This window comes from Oceanobacillus sp. FSL K6-0127 (assembly GCF_037983385.1).
In the GTDB taxonomy this organism is placed as follows: Bacteria; Bacillota; Bacilli; order Bacillales; family Amphibacillaceae; genus Oceanobacillus; species Oceanobacillus profundus.
In genome coordinates, this window is sequence record NZ_CP150287.1 from 4,087,823 (window position 1) to 4,106,617 (window position 18,795).

At 39.5% G+C, this 18,795-nt stretch carries 17 protein-coding genes and 1 pseudogene; 7 read left to right on the plus strand and 11 right to left on the minus strand.

Features of this window, described 5'->3' with window-relative positions; translation table 11 throughout:
- Positions 1-12: 12 nt before the first annotated feature.
- The 5 genes from MHH64_RS19965 to MHH64_RS19985 form a co-directional block, all read right to left on the minus strand.
- Positions 13-693, minus strand: coding sequence for a LuxR C-terminal-related transcriptional regulator (locus tag MHH64_RS19965; RefSeq protein ID WP_340002311.1), 681 nt, complete (start codon positions 691-693; stop codon positions 13-15).
- Between the two features lie 141 nt (positions 694-834).
- On the minus strand, positions 835-1,488 hold the full coding sequence (locus tag MHH64_RS19970) for a response regulator transcription factor (protein ID WP_340002312.1): 654 nt from the start codon (positions 1,486-1,488) through the stop codon (positions 835-837).
- A gap of 102 nt (positions 1,489-1,590) precedes the next feature.
- Positions 1,591-2,355: a CpsB/CapC family capsule biosynthesis tyrosine phosphatase gene (locus MHH64_RS19975; RefSeq protein WP_340002313.1), complete on the minus strand. Its 765-nt coding sequence runs from the start codon at positions 2,353-2,355 to the stop codon at positions 1,591-1,593.
- 505 nt (positions 2,356-2,860) lie between these two features.
- Entirely contained in the window at positions 2,861-3,553 is a 693-nt protein-coding gene (locus tag MHH64_RS19980; protein ID WP_251660737.1) for a CpsD/CapB family tyrosine-protein kinase, read from the minus strand.
- Positions 3,531-4,295, minus strand: a complete 765-nt coding sequence (locus tag MHH64_RS19985) for a Wzz/FepE/Etk N-terminal domain-containing protein (RefSeq protein ID WP_340002314.1) — start codon at positions 4,293-4,295, stop codon at positions 3,531-3,533. The genes MHH64_RS19980 and MHH64_RS19985 overlap by 23 nt, the downstream gene beginning before the upstream one ends.
- A 508-nt stretch (positions 4,296-4,803) precedes the next feature.
- Between MHH64_RS19985 and MHH64_RS19990 the strand changes: the two genes are divergently transcribed.
- Entirely contained in the window at positions 4,804-5,889 is a 1,086-nt protein-coding gene (locus MHH64_RS19990) for a LysM peptidoglycan-binding domain-containing protein (RefSeq protein ID WP_340002315.1), read from the plus strand.
- Between the two features lie 634 nt (positions 5,890-6,523).
- Here MHH64_RS19990 and MHH64_RS19995 read toward each other — a convergent pair.
- The 4 genes and pseudogenes from MHH64_RS19995 to MHH64_RS20010 form a co-directional block, all read right to left on the minus strand.
- Complete coding sequence (locus MHH64_RS19995; protein ID WP_340002316.1) at positions 6,524-7,474, minus strand: nuclease-related domain-containing protein; 951 nt, start codon at positions 7,472-7,474, stop codon at positions 6,524-6,526.
- Positions 7,475-7,734: 260 nt separating this feature from the next.
- Complete coding sequence (locus MHH64_RS20000; protein ID WP_251660745.1) at positions 7,735-8,196, minus strand: hypothetical protein; 462 nt, start codon at positions 8,194-8,196, stop codon at positions 7,735-7,737.
- A gap of 24 nt (positions 8,197-8,220) precedes the next feature.
- Entirely contained in the window at positions 8,221-9,231 is a 1,011-nt protein-coding gene (locus MHH64_RS20005) for a DUF3231 family protein (protein ID WP_340002317.1), read from the minus strand.
- 309 nt (positions 9,232-9,540) lie between these two features.
- Positions 9,541-9,939: pseudogene (locus MHH64_RS20010) on the minus strand (secondary thiamine-phosphate synthase enzyme YjbQ).
- A 130-nt stretch (positions 9,940-10,069) separates the two neighbouring features.
- Between MHH64_RS20010 and MHH64_RS20015 the strand changes: the two are divergent.
- The 5 genes from MHH64_RS20015 to rpsN all read left to right on the plus strand — a co-directional run bounded on the left by MHH64_RS20015 (position 10,070) and on the right by rpsN (position 15,166).
- Entirely contained in the window at positions 10,070-11,380 is a 1,311-nt protein-coding gene (locus MHH64_RS20015) for an alpha/beta fold hydrolase (protein ID WP_340002318.1), read from the plus strand.
- A gap of 18 nt (positions 11,381-11,398) precedes the next feature.
- Entirely contained in the window at positions 11,399-11,869 is a 471-nt protein-coding gene (locus tag MHH64_RS20020; protein ID WP_340002319.1) for a DUF3887 domain-containing protein, read from the plus strand.
- Between the two features lie 403 nt (positions 11,870-12,272).
- Complete coding sequence (locus MHH64_RS20025; protein WP_340002320.1) at positions 12,273-13,754, plus strand: zinc ABC transporter substrate-binding protein; 1,482 nt, start codon at positions 12,273-12,275, stop codon at positions 13,752-13,754.
- 124 nt (positions 13,755-13,878) lie between these two features.
- Positions 13,879-14,859, plus strand: a complete 981-nt coding sequence (locus MHH64_RS20030) for a GTP-binding protein (protein WP_251660756.1) — start codon at positions 13,879-13,881, stop codon at positions 14,857-14,859.
- A 37-nt stretch (positions 14,860-14,896) separates the two neighbouring features.
- Entirely contained in the window at positions 14,897-15,166 is a 270-nt protein-coding gene (gene rpsN / locus MHH64_RS20035) for a 30S ribosomal protein S14 (protein WP_095308323.1), read from the plus strand.
- Positions 15,167-15,223: 57 nt separating this feature from the next.
- On the opposite strand, the gene MHH64_RS20040 is transcribed toward rpsN, so the two are convergent.
- On the minus strand, positions 15,224-16,192 hold the full coding sequence (locus MHH64_RS20040; protein WP_340002321.1) for a ring-cleaving dioxygenase: 969 nt from the start codon (positions 16,190-16,192) through the stop codon (positions 15,224-15,226).
- Between the two features lie 215 nt (positions 16,193-16,407).
- Between MHH64_RS20040 and MHH64_RS20045 the strand changes: the two genes are divergently transcribed.
- Positions 16,408-16,779 carry a hypothetical protein gene (locus MHH64_RS20045; RefSeq protein WP_118890006.1) on the plus strand — a complete coding sequence of 124 codons (372 nt, stop codon included), beginning with the start codon at positions 16,408-16,410 and terminating at the stop codon, positions 16,777-16,779.
- Positions 16,780-16,874: 95 nt separating this feature from the next.
- Here MHH64_RS20045 and MHH64_RS20050 read toward each other — a convergent pair whose 3' ends face one another.
- Positions 16,875-18,788, minus strand: a complete 1,914-nt coding sequence (locus MHH64_RS20050; protein ID WP_340002322.1) for a VWA domain-containing protein — start codon at positions 18,786-18,788, stop codon at positions 16,875-16,877.
- Between the last annotated feature and the right edge of the window lie 7 nt (positions 18,789-18,795).

Below are 18,795 nucleotides of genomic sequence, written 5' to 3' on the forward strand. Positions count from 1 at the left end.
GATGTTTTAATTTTAATTAGCTTCTTCGATACATACACGATTCGACATGATTTTATTTAAATAGTGTACCACATTTTTCCTGCCCCGGATGTTAATTTTCTTATAAATTTGACTGATATGTACTTTTACAGTTCCTTCTCTTAACTGGATACATTCTGCGATTTCGCTATTTCGTAAGTTTTTCCTGAGAAAGTAAGCAACAAGTGATTCTTTCATTGAAATATGAATTCCATTTTCCACGAGACGTTTTCGAAATAGATCAAGGTTATCTTTCTTTAATTCCTCTAAACGCTCTAATAGATCTAGGATGACACTGGAAGGAGCATAATAATGTGCATCCTGTATAGAAAGAATAACGAGCACCAGTTTATCTCCATAATCGGGACGCTTTTCAATAAGACTGTCACTGCCTGCTTCAATGATTGCCATAGAATCATCTAGCTGCGAAGCGCCCACAATCGTGATAACCTTCACAAATGGGTTAGCTGCTTTTAACTGTTTAATAGCAGCTGTCACTTCGGGTAACGCGATTGATTCTGTGTCCAATAAAACAACATTCGGCTTCTCTTCGATGACGAGACCATTAGTTGTATAGAGCACACACCCAATTAACTCCATCTCTGTTTGTTCCTCAATTTTCTGTAAAATCAACTTAGAAAACGGAGTCTTACTTATGTATAAAATAGTCGCCATTCAACTTTCCTGCCTATTCTTTCATTTTTACCGTCTTAACGACATATCGTAACAAGATTCTATTCTACTACATAGGAAGTCACTTTTTTAGTGACTTTTTACAATAAAAGTCACTACTAGGCAATTTTACCTGTTAAATTATCACCGTGTGACATTACCGAAAAATTCAATAACCTTTGCGCGGTTTCGTATATTCAGTTTATTGTAAATCTCACTAATGTAATTTTTTACCGTGCCTTCACCAAGAAATAGCTTGAGGGCAATTTGCTGGTTCGTATAGTTCTCTTTTAATAAAAACGCAATGTCAATCTCACGCTTCGTAAACGTGTAGCCAAGACGTTCAAGTCGCAATGTGAATATTTGTTTATTATTCATTGTCAGTTCACGTATGCGGGTAGCAAGCATCTGAGCTACTTCACCAGAGAAGATTGTCTCGCCGCGATAGGCGATTCGAATCGCCTCCAGCAAGCGCTCAGCGTACACTGCCTTTACTAAAAAACCGTCTGCACCAGCATTAATTCCTGAAATGATAAAATCATCCACTTTTGAAGTAAGCAAAATGACCCCTACTTCTGGATACTTCTCTTTCATATATTTTGTTGTGCGAATCCCGTCCATTTGTGGTAAATGAATGTCCATGATCACAATATCGGGATTTAGGTGTTCCATCTGCTTAATCGCATTTTCTCCGTTATCCACTGCTCCGATAACCTTTATATCATCCGTTCTTTCGATAATGGCTTCCATGCCATCCCGGAGTAACCTCTGATTTTCTACAATAAGAACATGTATCACCTAATTAACCCCTTTTTTTAGATATTTTTCTCTATTCTACCCCTACTCGGAATATCTCTTTTTCTAGTATAGTTATTAGGCTATAGGAGGTTGTCTATACCCTTAAAATAACCCAAGAAACTTCTTTTTCTTAATCATGACTGGTTCCATGCGGTTCACATTGCTATCCTCAATTAACAGCTGACTATTCTCCAAAAACATATAGTGATAATCACTGCCATATGTCGCTTTCACTTGCTGAAATGCTTTATCCATTACAAATCCACGTGATTTCGTATTATGTGCATCGGACGCAATAAAATGAGTAAGGTTGGATTCAATGAGTTGTTCTGAGAACTTTTGAATATTCTTACCAAACTTTCCAACGAGGCTTGCTGCAGTCACTTGTGTTAACGCACCCTTTTTGACAAATTCATAGAGCTTGGCAGGATGTTCAATAAGCTCTTGATTTCGTTCTGGGTGAACGATAATTGGAGTATATCCTGCGACTTGAATATCAAACAGCATTTGACTAGTATATCTTGGAACCTGTCCCGATGGGAATTCTACAAATAAATACTTCGACCCGTTTAGTGGTAAGAGTTCCCCTTTTTCAATGTCTTGAACCATATCCCCATTGATTCGTGTTTCCTGACCCGCAAGTACGTGAAGATCAATTTTTTCTTTTTTGAACAATTCATTTAAAATGGCTACATGATTTATGATCGACTGGGCGTCATTATCATATTTTCCATTTTTATGGTGAGGGGTTGCGATTATTGTCGTTATCCCTTGAGCAACTGCTGCTCTTGCCATATCTAAGCTGTCTTCTTCTGTTTTAGCACCATCATCTACTCCAGGTAAGATGTGAGAATGTATATCAATCACATTGCCACTCCCTCTCCGTCTTATTTTTTGAAAAAATTAATTAGTTAAAATTATACAAGAATCGATGTATGTTTACAATTATTCCCTAGCAATTTAATCCTTTAGTAACATAAAGCGCAATTCGGAATAGAAAGCAAGCAGATCATTAAAAATAGCCACGATATATCATTCGGTAAGGAGGCTATTTTTTAGGGTTATGTGATTCTCCTTTATTAATATGAAGTGTCATCGGATGCAAAACACGGACGATGTATACGTGAAAAATGGTTCGACACCAATACAAATTGATGAATGGCATTTGGTATCCCGCTATGTATGATGTAATTTTTGGAAGTTAACTAAGCATTTTTACCTACGAATATTTTATCACATGAAATTGTAAAAATATAGGTATTTAAAGTCACGAAAAAGTCATGGAAATGTAATAAAAATAGATTTCAGTCATATTTTTTCATGAAAAAACTCCTTATCAGCGCATAGGGTGATAAGGAGTTTCTTATTCGTATTAACTTCCATAATAATAGTAGTGATTTGATTCCTTCTTATCCCGGTCGTTTAGAACGGTACCAAGGATTTTGGCATTCACTGCCTTTAATGATTCAACTGCCTTTTGTGCTGATTCTGTCTCCGTGCTTTTGCTTCGTACTACGAGAATCGATCCATCAACGAAAGCAGATAGAATTTGTGCGTCTGTTACCGCAAGAACTGGTGGTGTATCAAAAATAATCACATCATAAAGCTCACGTGCTTCAGCGATCATTCGCTGCATTCGTTTCGAACCAAGCAGCTCAGAAGGATTCGGCGGGATTGGACCACAAGAGATTAAGTCTAAGTCCTGTACCGCGCTCGGAACGACTGCTTCCTGCAAGGGAATATCTCCAACAAGCACATTGCTAAGTCCTTTTAGGTTATCCAGGCGGAAAGTATAATGGATGGTTGGTTTACGTAAATCCGCATCAATTAAAAGTACCTTTTTACCCTGCTGTGCGTAAACAACTGCAAGATTCGCTGTCGTCATCGACTTTCCTTCCGATGGACCAGCTGAAGTTAACAGCAATGTTTGAATCTCTTCATCCGCGGAAGCAAATTGCAGGTTTGTACGAACGGTACGATATTGCTCTGAAATTGGTGAGCGTGGACTTATTTTCGTAATTAGGTGACGCATTTTATTATTTTTAAACTGTCTTTTTCGCGCCATCTAGACCACCCCTTACCGTTCTGATTTCACGAGCCTCGAAATTCTCCGTACGCATATCTTTTTCATCGATGTGAGAGATAACCCCAAGAACAGGAATTCCAAGTTTCTGCTCAATATCCTCTTCTGATTTAATCGTGTTATCTAAGTATTCTAGTAAGAATGCAATCCCAACACCAACCATGGCACCTAGAACAATTGCGATTGCAATATTCAGAATCGGATTCGGTGCTACTGGTGAAGGATTTTCAGCTAATTGTGCCTCCGATAAAATTGACACGTTATCAACATTCATCAAGTCTGGAATTTTATCTTGAAAAACTTCAACCGTCGTATTCGCAATTTCTGTCGCTAGAGCTGGGTCTGGATCCGTTGCAGTTACGGTTACAACCTGTGAATTTTCAGCACTGGCAACTTGAATTTTTTCTGATAATTGCCCACTACTCATTTCTAAGTTCAATTCTTCAACTACAGAATCAAGAATTGCAGGGCTTTTAATTATTACGTTGTATGTATTAATTAACTCCACATTTGTTCTGACATCTGCTTGCGTAAGCTGTGCATTCATGTCGGTATTGTTGCTTTGCGTTACAAGAAACTGTGAACTGTTTTCATATGTTGGTGTTAAGACAAAGTAGCTAATGATTGCTGCTACGAGTGCCGCCCCCAACATTAAGGCAATAATCAGTAATAAGCGTTTCTTGATGACCTCAAAAATCTCTTTGAGGGATATCGTTTCCTCCATTGCTGTACCTCCATTGTATTCGGTCCACCCCTGCTTTTGGGGAATGGATGTGTTTTTGGGCTTTCGGATAATGAGTGCTATATCTAAGCTATAATTTTTTTACCCTATATCTATTTCGACATTATAAAGGGAATTATAACATATTTCCATAACTTTTCAGAAATAAATTTTTTAGAGAATTTGGACCAGGTCGCTTTTTGTAAGATTTTCATTGAGATGAAGGTGTTATTCGGACCGGATGATACGCAGATTGGTGATCTGCTGGTTTTGCTTTCGAGTCAATCATGGGCATCGTCTTTACCAAACCTTAACATTACAATCATGTTACAAATGTCCTATTAATCTATAATATTTTTGAAATAATAGCTATAATAGTGTTAGTTTCTGTTAGAACATGGATATTCAGAAATAAATTGGCGAATTTTCCAGGATAAAAACATAATCTGCCGAACTGGCAAGTATTTACTGGAATTACTATACTAATTGATTACAACAGGGGGATAAAAAATTGGCGAACAAGAAAATTATTATGTCGGTTACTGCAAGTGCGGCGATTGCATCAGCTATTTTTGCAGCTGAGGAAGCAGAAGCAGCATCACACAAGGTTAAGAGCGGAGATTCACTATGGAAGATTGCACAGCAATATGGTACAAGCGTATCTGAACTGAGATCGATTAATAATTTGAGATCGGATTTAATTTTCCCGAATCAAGTCATTCAGACTACGAAATCATCTTCGAGCACGGGATCATCATCAAGTACGAATACAAACACTTCAACTAATAAATCTACTACATATACAGTAAAACGAGGGGACACGTTAAGCGGCATTGCCTCCAAACATGGAATCTCATTATCTAACTTGATGAAATGGAACAACTTAAACACAACCTTAATTTACCCTGGGAATAAGTTTGTTGTAAGTAAGAACGGAGCGTCTACTGGAAATTCTGGATCATCAAACTCATCTGGTTCTAGTTCATCTGGATCTAGTTCATCCGGCAATTCTTCAAGCTCCTCTTCTGTCTACACCGTTAAGTCAGGCGACACGTTATCACGTATTGCTACACGACATGGTGTTACAGTTAGCAACTTGAAAAAATGGAATAGCTTAAGCTCTGATCTTATTTTAATCGGACAGAAGCTAAGTATCGGAAGTAGTTCAAATGGCTCATCCGGATCTAACTCAGGCGGAAGTTCAAACAATGCTCCAGCAACTGATGTAAGCTACAATGTGGACAAGCTTATTAGCACAGCTAAAAGCATGAGTGGCGTCAAATATGTATGGGGTGGTTCTACACCGAGCGGATTCGATTGTAGTGGATTTATCTACTATGTATACAAACAAGCTGGGATGGACTTGCCTAGAACATCAGCAGCAGGCTACTTCGACCGTTCCTTTTACGTGAACACACCACAGGTAGGAGACCTTGTATTCTTTGAAGGAACTTATAAATCAGGCATCTCTCATATGGGAGTCTATCTCGGAAACAACCAATTTATCCACGCAGGAACATCAAACGGCGTACAAATTACGAGCTTAGACAATTCCTATTGGAAGAAGCATTTTGATAGCTTTAAAAGATTTTACTAGAATGATAGAAGACCTTCAGCTGCGGCTGGAGGTCTTTTTTTGTGTGGGCGGGGTGGTGCGTTAATTTTTTGTTTGGTGTCGTAATGTGCGGCGAGGGGGCGTTTATTTTGTCTTTGGTGTCGTAGCTTGAGGCGAGGGTGCATTAGTTTTCTGTTTGGTGTCATAGCTTGAGGCGAGGGTGCGTTAGTTTTTTGTTTGGTGTCATAGCTTGGGTGGGTGGTGCATTAGTTTTCTGTTTGGTGTCATAGCTTGGGCGGATGGTGCTTTAATTTTTTGTTTGGCGTCATAATGTGCGGCGAGGGGGCGTTAATTTTTTGTTTGGCGTCATAACGTGCGGCGAGGGGGCGTTAATTTTGTCTTTGGTGTCATAGCTTGAGGCGAGGGTGCGTTAGTTTTCTGTTTGGTGTCGTAGCTTGGGTGGATGGTGCTTTAGTTTTGTGTTTGGCGTCGTAGCTTGGGCGGATGGTGCGTTAATTTTGCGTTTGGCGTCATAATGTGCGGCGAGGGTGCTTTAATTTTGTCTTTGGTGCCATAGCTTGAGGCGAGGGTGCATTAGTTTTCTGTTTGGTGTCATAGCTTGGTGGGATGGTGCTTTAATTTTGCGTTTGGTGTCATAGCGTGGGCAGATGGTACGTTATTTCTGCTTATTTTTTACCCATCTTTTATTTGCTGGTTCATAGGTTAGATTTATATTCTTTAATGCTTTGTTTACCATGTGTCGGGAGTTTACCTGGAGGAAATTTTTACATGCCTGATTCGTTATCCATTGGTACAGCAATAAATATTCTTTAATTGCTAGGTGATGCGCGTGTCGATCTTTATGCTCGCATTTTGGGCACACCCAATTTCTAGGTGTCCGCTGCATTCCAAGCATGTCACAGTTCGTGCACTTTACGCCGTTCACTAAGTCCTCTCTTTTGATTTCATGCTCTTTCATAATATCTCGGTCAAAGTCAATGCATTTCTTTAAAATCATATGTCCGATTTTTTGATGGATGATTTTGTTCGTGTTCTCAAGCTTTTTTTCAATGTCTAGTATGATGTGGGGAATCCGTTCGCCGTGTGCAACTACTTTGGCTATTGGCTCTGTATCTCCTATAACTTTTATTATGGTAGATGGTTCGCTTATTGCGACGAAATAATAGATGGGAATGTTTGTGAAGCCGTTATGATAGAGCCAGTTTTGAAGTTTAAGCTGTTGTAATTCTACCTGTGTAATGGGGTGGCTAAACCCTGTCTCTTTCTTGCCGTCTTCTCGAATAAACTGGTTAAGTGTTGTATCAAAAATAATTGTGCCACTATAGTTTTTCACTTCAACGATATAAATTGCGTGCTGCGAAATGATAATATTATCAAGCTGAACACTTTTCCCATCCAGTTTTAAACAGACATCCTGGAGAATCGTAGTGATCTGTTCAAGAAATTGCAGATAATAATCGACCTTCACCTCACCCATATATCCTTTCATGTATTTTCCATATGCTCTATCGATCTGCTGAATTCTAGGAAAATTACGCTTTAAGCGTGTTCGCAGTATTTCATATTTACGTAGTATCAAAGGTTTCGTGCGCTTTCTTATTATCATCCCATCGCTCCTCTCTATCATTAATTTTTCTCTCCTTAATATATACTGGATAAGCAATGTGTACAAAAGGACAAATTAAAAGAACATGTTCTATTCAGACCATGAAAAACAAATTATTTCTTAACGATAAATTAAAAGTTTGGAGTGGAAGATGGCTAATAACTGCATTTTAATCGTGTTATTTCAAACCTAGGAAATTATTGCTATTTTTCAAGCAAAAAAATCCTCCGAACAGTATTTCGAAGGTGTTTTTGTTCCACTTAATTCGTTGTTTTTAACATAAGTATTTGTAATAAAATTCCTACAATCACCCCTGGGATAATCCCTAAAGTGGAAAGCCAGATTGGCCCTAATAATACTCCAAATAGTTTTAATTCAGACGAAAACATACATGCAAAGGTAACAAAATAGGCGGAAAATACAAACGGTAAAAAGGAAAAGGCTCGCTTCCCTCCTCCCGCATCTTTATATGCATCCCACATCGCAAAGAAATATAAACAAGGATAAAACAAAATCCATTGATAATCCGCTTGTTGAATTGCTTGACTTATTTTTCCGTGATAGCTGAGCACGACTACTTTATTAAGATTCCCCTCTACATTAATCAAAAGCTCTAAAAAAATCACCATGATTCCTTTGGCATATTTTTTATTTAATAATTGGCCTAATCCTGGTAAAGCAATACTCCATAAAAGTTTTTCACCTGCGCCCTTATCTGCCATAACATCTCAATGACCACCTTACCTTCAATTGTCTTTTGCTAAATCATTGCGGTTCGGAGCCATTGGGGGCTGTTCTAACCATTGGTTTTTGATCATGATATCTGCCCCATCTTCAGAAAGCTTCTGGATCTCAAGTGATAACCTGTTATACATTGCACCTAAATCCATTCTGGGGCTTACAGAAATGCTTGTACCATAAAAGCCAACACTTAAAGAAATCAAAGCGGTTGTATAATACATCATTAATCGATCAGAGAATGTGTATGCGGTACTAGTTGTTATATCTGCATCCCATGTCATCGCAACAGGCAAATTGCTTTCCTTTAATTTTCCGCTAAACAAATCAATATGCTTTTTAGCAACTTCAATACATCTCATCATAAATTTGGTGACATCTTTCGAACGGGAAACTTGGCTGAATCCAGTTAATGTTGCCGTTCCTAAAGCATTTCTCTGGATATTTGAATAAAGAGAAGCCACTTCTGAGGCTATTAATGGCCTTTTTTCGCCAATTACGTCCCACATAAAAGCTTGTTTTTTCACAAATTCAATTTCTTTATGATTAGACACGTATGGCGCTCGAATATAAATCCCTTTTTCTAACAATAAATCCTTTGACATCTCGAATAATTCCATTGTCTCAGTCAGACATTCTTTATAATAAGCTGTAATGTCTGACCTTACTGAAGAGTACAAGCTAGTTGATATGAGCGAAAGTCCTATTCCAGCCATTTGTTCGATAAAATTTAATACAAAGCCATCAGAATATAATCTGGGTGCGGTTAAATCAACATCTCCCTCAACCGAAAAGCCAATAGGGACTTTATGCTTTTCCTCTGTAAGAATCGAACTGATTTTTTGTACATGGGATTGAGATAATTTCAAAGCATGTTCAATAACCGACTTAATTTCCTCATCATCAGCCTTCTCCAAAAAAAAGCTTAATGCACATACACTTGCACTCTCTTCCATGTATTGATAAAGAAGCTGTGATAGCTCTCCCGATGTCAGCCTTATTTGTTTTTCCTGTTCCACACAAAACCCTCCATTGTAGAATAACTTTTATTCGTAGTTATCCTTTGTCATTAATGGTAAAGTATGCAGGTGTTTTTCTAAAATTACTGCAAAAAAAATTAGGATATATTTTGTTACGAAAATATATTTAGTACCGAGACAGCAATTATAAAGCTATTTATTATAGGTAGATCAAAAACCAAAAATCGCCCTACTAAAATAAAATCCCCCTTCAGCTCAAAATGTCTACTTGATAGGGCATGTTCAACAAGTAAAGTCGAGGCAGTTCCGTACATTGCCTCAACTTTTACTTGCACACGCCTTTACATTTTAACCCGCCATTATTTTCACATAAAAGTGCCGTTCTCTCGGCCCATCAAATTCGCAGAAATATACACTTTGCCATGTGCCTAATATGGGCTGCCCATCTGAAATGATTAAGGTTTCACTTGCTCCGACTACAGAGGATTTCATATGGCCGTCCGAGTTTCCTTCCATATGAATGTATTCCTGCTTGTTCGGAAATGTTTCATCCAGACCGTGTTTAAGATCTGTTTTCACATCGGGATCAGCGTTTTCGTTAATGGTAATTGCTGCTGTTGTATGTGGACAGAAGATAAGCATAATTCCATCTTGGACATTGCTTTCAGCCAATGTTTCTTCTAAATAATGGTCTAGATTTGTGAATCATTGCTTTTCGTTCGTATGGATTGTAAACTTTCTCAACAAAATCAACTCCTAACATTTCTTTCGTCTATCATAGCTAAACTTTCGATCCATTCCAAACATAACATGAAACCTTTTTTATGTAGAATCGTATAGCTGAGTTAGAGGGTTATTTTAGTCTGAGGAGGATATGATGAGGAAATTTCTATTGATTGGACTAGTAATATTAGCCGGTTGTTCGTCCGCTTCGCCTACAGCTGAGGAGAGTGCACGGGAAGTGATTGATTTTCTTGTAAATGAAGATTTTGAAAAGGTTCATGATGATTTTTTTGGTGAAAAATTACAAGAATCCACTTCACTAAAGGAATTGGAAGAAGTTTGGAAAGCTGAAGCAAGTGGAACATTTATTGGAGTGGGATCTTTGGAATCTTCCGAAAGGGGTGACGCTTATCAAGTTGTTGAAGCTGAAATCGAGTATAGTGAAGTAATTTTTCAATTACGTTTGACATTCGATGAAGCGCTTCAATTGGTTGGAATGAATTTATCTCATGTAGGAGCAAATGTTGATGTACCGGACAGTGTCACGGAGGAGCAAGTAACAGTCGGCCAAGGAACTGAATATGAGCTGGAAGGAACACTAACACTACCGAAGCAACATCAGGAGCTGGGTGATCTGCCAGGGGTTGTACTCGTTCATGGCTCAGGACCTAGCGATAGAGATGAAGCTGTCTTCGGTTATAAGCCTTTTCGAGATATTGCTTGGGGTCTTGCTGAACAAGGGATTGCAGTATTAAGGTACGATAAACGAACATACACCTATGGCAGCACAATGTCCCCCGATGAATTGCAGTCCTTAACTGTTTACGAGGAAACCATTGAAGATGCTGTTCGAGCTGCTGAGCTGTTAAAACATGATTCGCGCATTGATTCGAATAGCGTTTACTTAGGCGGACATAGTCTCGGTGGGATGCTCGCCCCAAGAATTGACCTAGAGGGAGATTTTGCTGGTCTTATTATACTCGCAGGTTCACCGAGGAGTTTATGGGAGATTATTTATGATCAAAGTATGGATATGTATGAAGATGAGAACCAGATAGCGTTTGTGCAAGCGGAATATGAAAAAGCAAAAGGGTTAAAGGATATGACAGAGGATGAGGCTTTATCAGAAACGCTGTTTGGTCTCCCTGCCTATTACTTTCAAGAAATGGATACCTTTGATGCAGGAGCTTTAGCTGCAGAGTCCGAAAAACCTCTATTGCTTTTGCAAGGAGAAGATGATTTCCAAGTTTACGTCGATAAGGATTTTGCATTATGGCAGGAAGCCTTAGCTGATAAAGAAAATACAACATTTATTAGCTATCCCGGACTGAATCATTTTTTCGTTGACTATGATGGTCCTGATGCAGGAACAATTGCCGAATACGAACATCCTGGTGTTGTCGATAAGCAGGTAATAGAAACAATAGCAGATTGGATTCTGGAGCAAACGAACAAATCACAATGATAGAAAGGTGAGCCTAATATGAAGAAGCTTTTCTTTATCTTACTAGCACTATTAGTTTTAATGGGATGTGGCGAACCAACAGGTGACCAGGCTTCTGAAAATGCAACCGAGAGCAGCACTTCGGATGAACAAAATGAAGATACAGATGATGCGGATTCTAGTGAAAAGAACGGTTCAGATGAAGATACAGAAGAGATAGTCACTCTTGCGGAAGAATTTATCGGGCAGCTTGCTAATGGAGAATTCGAAACAGCAACCCAACATTTTAACGGAACGATGGAAGCACAACTCACACCTGTCGCACTCGATGAATTATGGGTGGCACTTGAGGATCAGCTCGGTGGATTCATCGACCAAGAATATAGCTCGATTGAACAAGTCGATGACCACCAAGTTGTATTAATTGATGGACTTTTCGAAAGTGCCGATGTCGTATTTAGTGTCACGTTTGACAATAACAATCAAATTGCTGGTTTTTACATTCAATAAATGATGGAGAGCTTAAAACTCTCCATCTTAGCCCCAAACTAAATTTTATCGCATCACGAGAGCACCTAAATTAAAATTAACGCACTAACGCATCTCGCTAAGACACCTTAATCATATTTAACGCACCATCGCACCTCAATATGACACCTATATCAAAATTACAACACCATCACTCATCGCCAGGACGCCCTAATCCAATTTAACGCACTATCGCATCTCGATAAGACACCTAAATCATATCTAACGCACCATCGCACCTCACTATAACACCTATCTCAATTTCACCGCTCTGCTCTCACTATCTAACGAAAAAACAAATCGTAACAATTACTGTTTACAAATCGTAATGATTACGATATGATAGGAAATATTAAAAATACAAAACAAGAAAGGAATACGATAAATGAAAATTATCCAGGCTTTATTTATTTTTAGTTTTACAGCATTTTTAATGATTGGTTGTTCATCAACTGAAGAGGATCCAGCCAATGCCAATAATTCGGATAAGCTTACTGTCTATACGTCTGTTTATCCATTTCAGTATGTTGTGGAGCAAATTGGCGGCGATTCTGTTGTAGCCAAAACCGTTTATCCACCTGGCGCAGATGCACATACATATGAGCCAACATCCAAAGATATGACGGCAATTGCTGATAGTGATGCATTTATTTTTATAGGTGATGGTATGGAGGGCTTTGCGACAAGTGCAGCAGATGCGCTTGCTAATCAAGATGTAGAATTAATTGAAATCGGAAAGTATGAAGAGCTTTTCCATGGGCATGGTGGCGGCGATAATCACGATCATAGCGATCATACCGAGGATGGACATAATCATGGGGAAGACAGTCATGGGCATGATGAAGATCACGAACACGATGGCAGCGAACATGAACATGGTGATGAGCACGAACACGATGGCAGCGAACATGAGCATGATGAAGATCACGAACACGATGGCAGCGAGCACAATCACGAAAATGATCACGAACTTGATAACAGCGAGAACAGCGATACTGAAGATGGGCACGATCATGATGGTCACAGTCACGGAACAACTAGTGATTCACATGAAGAAAATAGTGTTTCCATTACTATCGATGGCCTGGCTGGACATTACCATACTGGCGATTCTATCCAGTTAACCGCCCAGTTAAGCAAAGACTCTGACCATGACCATTGGCATTGGTATACGTTAGAACCTGGTGCTGATGATTGGGAGACAGTGCCCGATAACGGAACCGCCATATTTGGTGGCGAGGCTACTATTGATGGACAGCAAATTAAAGCAGTCCTCTTCGGAGACGATCATGAAGTAGTAGCAGAATCAGATGCCGTAACAATTTCAATCGATGACCATACTGGCGATCATGATCCACATCTTTGGATTGATCCATTGCGAATGATCGAAATCTCTCGCATTATCAAAGATGAGCTGATTGCATTAAATCCCGATGCAGAGGCTGATTACAATGCGAATTTTGAAGGATTAGAAGCGGAACTTCTAGCATTGGATGAGGAATTTTCAGAGCTGTTAGCGACCAAAGAAAATAAATATATCATGGTACCGCATGCTGCTTACGGATATTGGGAAGAGCGCTATGGTGTAAAACAAATTGCGATTAGCGGGCTTTCAACAAGTCAAGAGCCGTCGCAAAAGCAATTAACTGAGGTTATAAGCCAGGCAGAGGAACATAATTTGGATTATATTCTCTATGAACAAAACAGTCCAAATCGACTTTCCGAGGTTATCCAGGAACAAATTGGTGCGGAAGATTTAACGATTCATAATCTCTCTGTCCTAACAGATGAAGATATTAAAAATAAGGAAGACTATATTTCCTTAATGCGATATAACTTAGAAATACTCGACCAAGTGACGAAATAATTATGTGTTGCCCTCATTTTTTGGCAGAAAGGAAAGTGTAAAACTTTTCTTTCTGCATAAATGCGACTAAGGAAATTGCCGAATGCCTTAGTTTTCTATAGGGCAACTAACTTATGGAGGGAAAATGAATTTGTTACGACAACATAAAATTCCAGTTACGATTCTCACCGGTTTTCTAGGCGCAGGAAAAACCACATTATTAAATCGCATTCTTAATGAAGATTCGCAGCAGAAAACAGCTGTGATTGTGAATGAGTATGGGGATTTATCGATTGATAGTCAGCTGATCACCGATACAAAAGAAGAAATTATTGAAATCAACAGTGGCTGTATTTGCTGCAATGTTCGGGGTGACTTGATTTCTATTCTCTCTTCTATGCTGCGGCAGCAATTAAATGGCGAAGTTCAATTTGACCGGGTCATTATTGAAACGACAGGACTTGCCAATCCAGCACCTGTCGTTCAAACCTTTTTAATGGATGAGGCTATGTCCCGCTGGTTTGAACTAGATAGCGTTTGTACGGTACTTGACTCGAAGCACCTCCCTCAACATATCGATTCAGAGGAATTACAGGAGCAAATCGCCTTTGCAGATGTGCTTATTTTTAATAAAACAGATCTTGTAAATGAAGGAGAACTGAAGAAGCTTCAAACGCGGATTACACAAATGAACCCGAATGCAAACGTAATACACTCTATTAATTGCGATATTAATACCAGCGATATTATTGGCATTCAATCATTTGATCTCGGACACAAGCTTCAAATACACCCCAATTTATTAACGGACGAGCATCATCATCACCATGATACTGTAAACTCTTTTGTATTTACTGACGATCGTCCCCTCAATTTGGATCGGGTAAACAGATGGTTCAGCTATCTCGTGCAAATTAAAGGTGAAAGCCTGTACCGTTATAAAGGAATTCTTCATATTGACGGAATGGATGAACGCGTTGTTTTCCAGGGTGTGCATATGTTATTTTCCGGTACAAATGACCGTCCATGGCTGCCAGCGGAAACGAAGCAAAGTGAAATCGTCTTTATCGGAAAAGACCTGGATAAATATGAATTAGAAAAAGGATTTTACGCTTGTCTGCAATGAACAATCTATTATGAAATAAAAGAAAGAAGGTAATACAGTGGCTAAGAAATCAAAGGTCGCAAAAACAAAGAAGCAACAAGCACTTGTAGAAAAATATGCTGATTTAAGAAGAGAATTAAAAGCTAAAGGGGATTACGAAGCACTTCGCAAACTGCCGAGAGATTCTTCCCCTACGCGACTGAATAATCGCTGTGAAGTAACGGGGCGTCCAAGGGGCTATATGCGAAAATTCGGCATGTCCCGGATTGCTTTTCGAGAATATGCACATAAGGGGCAACTGCCTGGTGTGAAAAAATCGAGCTGGTAGTAAGTGCTCGAGCAAAAAGGGGGCTCCCTCAAACTCTAGGGAGACCCTTTTTTTAAATTACTTCGTATCAAGGGGTTCTAAGCGCGCTTCGATTGCTTCCCGCTGATCTTCGAAGTAAGGCGGCAATGCTAACGATTCACCTAAATGCTCGAATTCCTCATCTGATGTAAATCCAGGACCATCTGTAGAAAGCTCGAATAGGATTCCATTAGGCTCTCTAAAATAAAGTGCTTTAAAGTAAAAACGCTCCACAACACCTGAATTACCAAAGCGTGCTTCTGTGATTCGATCTCGCCATTTTCTCAATTCCTCTTCATTTTCGACACGGAATGCAACGTGATGCACACTACCACGACCAGGACGTTCTTTTGGTAGATCGTTTCGAGTTTCTAGATGGATTTCTGCTCCTGTCCCACCCTCTCCAGTAGAAAAAACTAAAATATCAGCTTGCCCCTCAATCAATGACGGATAGCTTCCAACTTGTGTAAATGTTAACAGCTCGGTGAGAACTTTAATTGTTGGTGCTGGATCTTGAACCGTTAATTTTACCGGACCAAGCCCGATAATACCCGTATCCACTGGAACAGGGCTGCGTTTCCATGGCGTTCCACCTGCAACACCCTGATTTGTTTCATCTGAAACTAAGGTTAAACGCTGTTTCTCTGGGTCACGGAAATGAATGACACGACGCCCCCCCTGCTCCATAATCCCATCATGTTCAACCTCATATTCATTAAAGCGGTTTTCCCAGTAAGTAAGTGCGGCATCATTCGGTACACGTAATGATGTTCCCGAAATGCTGCTCACACCTTGATACGTATTCCCTGCTCGTGGAATCTCAAAAAACGTTAAATCTGTTCCTGGATTCCCTACCTCATCTGCATAAAACAAATGATACATGGATGTATCATCCTGATTTACTGTTTTCTTAACAAGACGCATCCCTAGAACAGTTGTGTAAAAATGGTAATTCGCTTTTGCATTGGCAGTGATCGCTGAAACGTGATGGATTCCTTTTAATTGCATGACTTTTCCTCCTAGGATTTTATTATGAATTAAACTATTTTTAATTAATTTATCTTTAATTAATTATATAATACAATTTATTTTATTATTTGTCAACAAGCTATAAAATTAACTTAACCGATTATAGCTGGTAAGAAACATAGTCTTATCTGAAAAAAATGTCATATTATGTTCGTCAGCTTCTATGCTATAATACAAACGAGGAGGTGATAAGAATGGACAAGTCGGATCAAATTATTGAAATGCTTGGGGAAATTAAGAGCAAGTTGGATGAGCACAGTCAAATTTTAAAGGAACATAGTCAAATCTTGAATGAACATAGTCAAATTCTCGGAGAGCACAGTCAAACACTAGAAAACCACAGTTCACAATTAAAAGAACACGGGCAAATTCTAACTGCATTGCGTGCGGGACAGGATCATTTAAAAGCAGAATTCGACGGGATGAAACTAGCAAATGCAAAAGAATTTGGAGAATTGAAAGAAGAAATAAATACGATTTCGATCAATCAGGAGCTGCTTCGCGATGACACATGGACAAATAAAGTAGACATACATCGCATCAAGAAAACGATGGGAATGGCCTAACATCACCTCGTTTTGCCTCTTAGAATGAACGCTCCCGAATCTTACCTACACTTAAAAGCAGGTTGGACATCCTATCCAGCCTGCTCTTCTCTTATCTATATGGCTTTTAACAATAACTTCTTCAAAAGCGGTGCAAAATGCTCCGGTAATTCAGCGACACTTGGTACCATCACACGTTCCCTGCCATAGATATTTTCCATCGTTGCATCTTCACGCTCGCCAATTTCACCATCAGATAAAAACATTCCGATAACATCAATTCCTTTTTTGCGCGCTTCGGAAACAGCGAGATGTGTATCGACAATGCCATTTTGATCATAGCCCGCTGCTGCAGGCTCTCCGTCGGAAAATACTAAGAGGAATTTATTTTTCTCGCGCCGTGCTTCTAAATCCTTTAAGGCGACACGAATGCTGAAGCCATCACGATTATCCTCTTCAGGCTCGAGCTGCATGATTTTTGGACCATTGTTTTGATAAAAGGAATCGGTATGGGCATGAATTATATGAAAATAATTTGGCTGATAGCCTTCCCTTACTTCATTCGCATCCTCCCAGAATCCGATGATGGAATGAGGTATTTGTAATTGCTTCAGCACCTCATGAAACAGCACAATTCCTTTTTTCGTTTCTTCCATTTTCCCAACCATGGAAGCCGAACAGTCAATTAGCAAAGTAAAAACCGCATCGAATTCCTTTGATTCCTGATCCTTTTTATAAAAAACTCGTGACGTATCATCCAATACAAGCGGCAGTAAGTTTCTCGATAATCGTCCTGCAAGCAGGTCTTTTCGCGGTGTCGTTTTCTTATGTTCGATTGTCTTCTTAATCGTATTTGCAAGCTTGCGGTGGAACAGATCAATTTCCGCTACATATTCTCGGTATAGCGCCTCATCTTCTCTTGACGGGGCATGCGCCTCTTTTATCAGCTTAACAGCATCAGCATTTTCTTCCCCATAGCTGCTTTCCGATCCTTGCTTCTGGTCCTTCGCCGCCTGTTTATCCACTGCTTCCATCTTCGAATAGTCCTCTTGCTTACTTTCGCCGGACGTTCCTTGAATGGAAGCCATCGCCTGATCGGCATCCTCCGTTTCGCGTGCTCCGCCACCTAGCATGCTTGTTTTCGAACCTTGCTCCAGCTCAAATTGCAGGAAGTTTTGCTTCCGGTCTTCATTTTTATTTTCGCGGTGCCAGGTAGAAAACGTCTCATCGAAGTATTCGCTTTTTTCCTTATCCACCTCGTCTTCATCGTCATTGACCAATTCATCGGTACGAGTTAGCTCATCAAAAAGGGTGTTTTTCGTATAGGTCTCCAGATGGCCAATTGGAAAAATAAAATATTCATTAATGGAATCCTTATAATCGCGGTTCAATCGAAAGACAATTTGCTCGCAAATTCTTACGGTTGCATCCGTACTTCTTGCTTCATAAACAGAATAAAGCAGCGGCTTCAGCTGTTCAAGATGTGACAGCTGCTCCTCATTTGCCCTTGGGAAATTAGGATCCGGACTGTCTGCCTGAATCAGTAAATAAATAAGGCAAAATAATTCATCGAGCGCAAAGCTTCTCGTCACATTTGCTGCTAATTGCATGTCAAAGTAATTTCTTAAATAATTTCTCCGTTTTTTGAACATCGCCACTGTTCCCGGACGGGTTTTTTTCACAATTTCTTCTAATCGAATATCCTCAAGGAGCGCGAATAATTGTGTAGCGAATTTAGGAAGATCGGATTCTTGAATACTTTCCATATATGCTTGCACCATGGGTATATCAGAATAATGCAGCGTACCAATCGTCCTTAGAAGCACATCCGATTTAAATCCTGCTTCCTTCGTGTCCTGATCCAGCTTACGCCAAATCTGGCTCACCGTAACTCTTTCATCGACTAGGTCAATTTGTGAGCCATAGCTATATTCAAAGTCTAGATTCGGATTTCCAGATAAAACGGTCGCTAGATCCTGTAACTGCATAAAAAGTTTGGTGTCCACTTTCGAATCATGGAAACGGGTCATCCGGCAT

Coding starts and splice junctions, on each gene's coding strand:
- MHH64_RS20000 (WP_251660745.1), bottom strand. CDS start 8,196: ATGGCAGATAAGGGCGCAGGTGAAAAACTTTTATGGAGTATTGCTTTA.
- MHH64_RS19965 (WP_340002311.1), bottom strand. CDS start 693: ATGGCGACTATTTTATACATAAGTAAGACTCCGTTTTCTAAGTTGATT.
- MHH64_RS20040 (WP_340002321.1), bottom strand. CDS start 16,192: ATGCAATTAAAAGGAATCCATCACGTTTCAGCGATCACTGCCAATGCA.
- MHH64_RS19985 (WP_340002314.1), bottom strand. CDS start 4,295: ATGGAGGAAACGATATCCCTCAAAGAGATTTTTGAGGTCATCAAGAAA.
- MHH64_RS20015 (WP_340002318.1), top strand. CDS start 10,070: ATGAGGAAATTTCTATTGATTGGACTAGTAATATTAGCCGGTTGTTCG.
- MHH64_RS19980 (WP_251660737.1), bottom strand. CDS start 3,553: ATGGCGCGAAAAAGACAGTTTAAAAATAATAAAATGCGTCACCTAATT.
- MHH64_RS20030 (WP_251660756.1), top strand. CDS start 13,879: ATGAATTTGTTACGACAACATAAAATTCCAGTTACGATTCTCACCGGT.
- MHH64_RS20045 (WP_118890006.1), top strand. CDS start 16,408: ATGGACAAGTCGGATCAAATTATTGAAATGCTTGGGGAAATTAAGAGC.
- MHH64_RS20020 (WP_340002319.1), top strand. CDS start 11,399: ATGAAGAAGCTTTTCTTTATCTTACTAGCACTATTAGTTTTAATGGGA.
- MHH64_RS19995 (WP_340002316.1), bottom strand. CDS start 7,474: ATGATAATAAGAAAGCGCACGAAACCTTTGATACTACGTAAATATGAA.
- MHH64_RS20050 (WP_340002322.1), bottom strand. CDS start 18,788: ATGACCCGTTTCCATGATTCGAAAGTGGACACCAAACTTTTTATGCAG.
- MHH64_RS20025 (WP_340002320.1), top strand. CDS start 12,273: ATGAAAATTATCCAGGCTTTATTTATTTTTAGTTTTACAGCATTTTTA.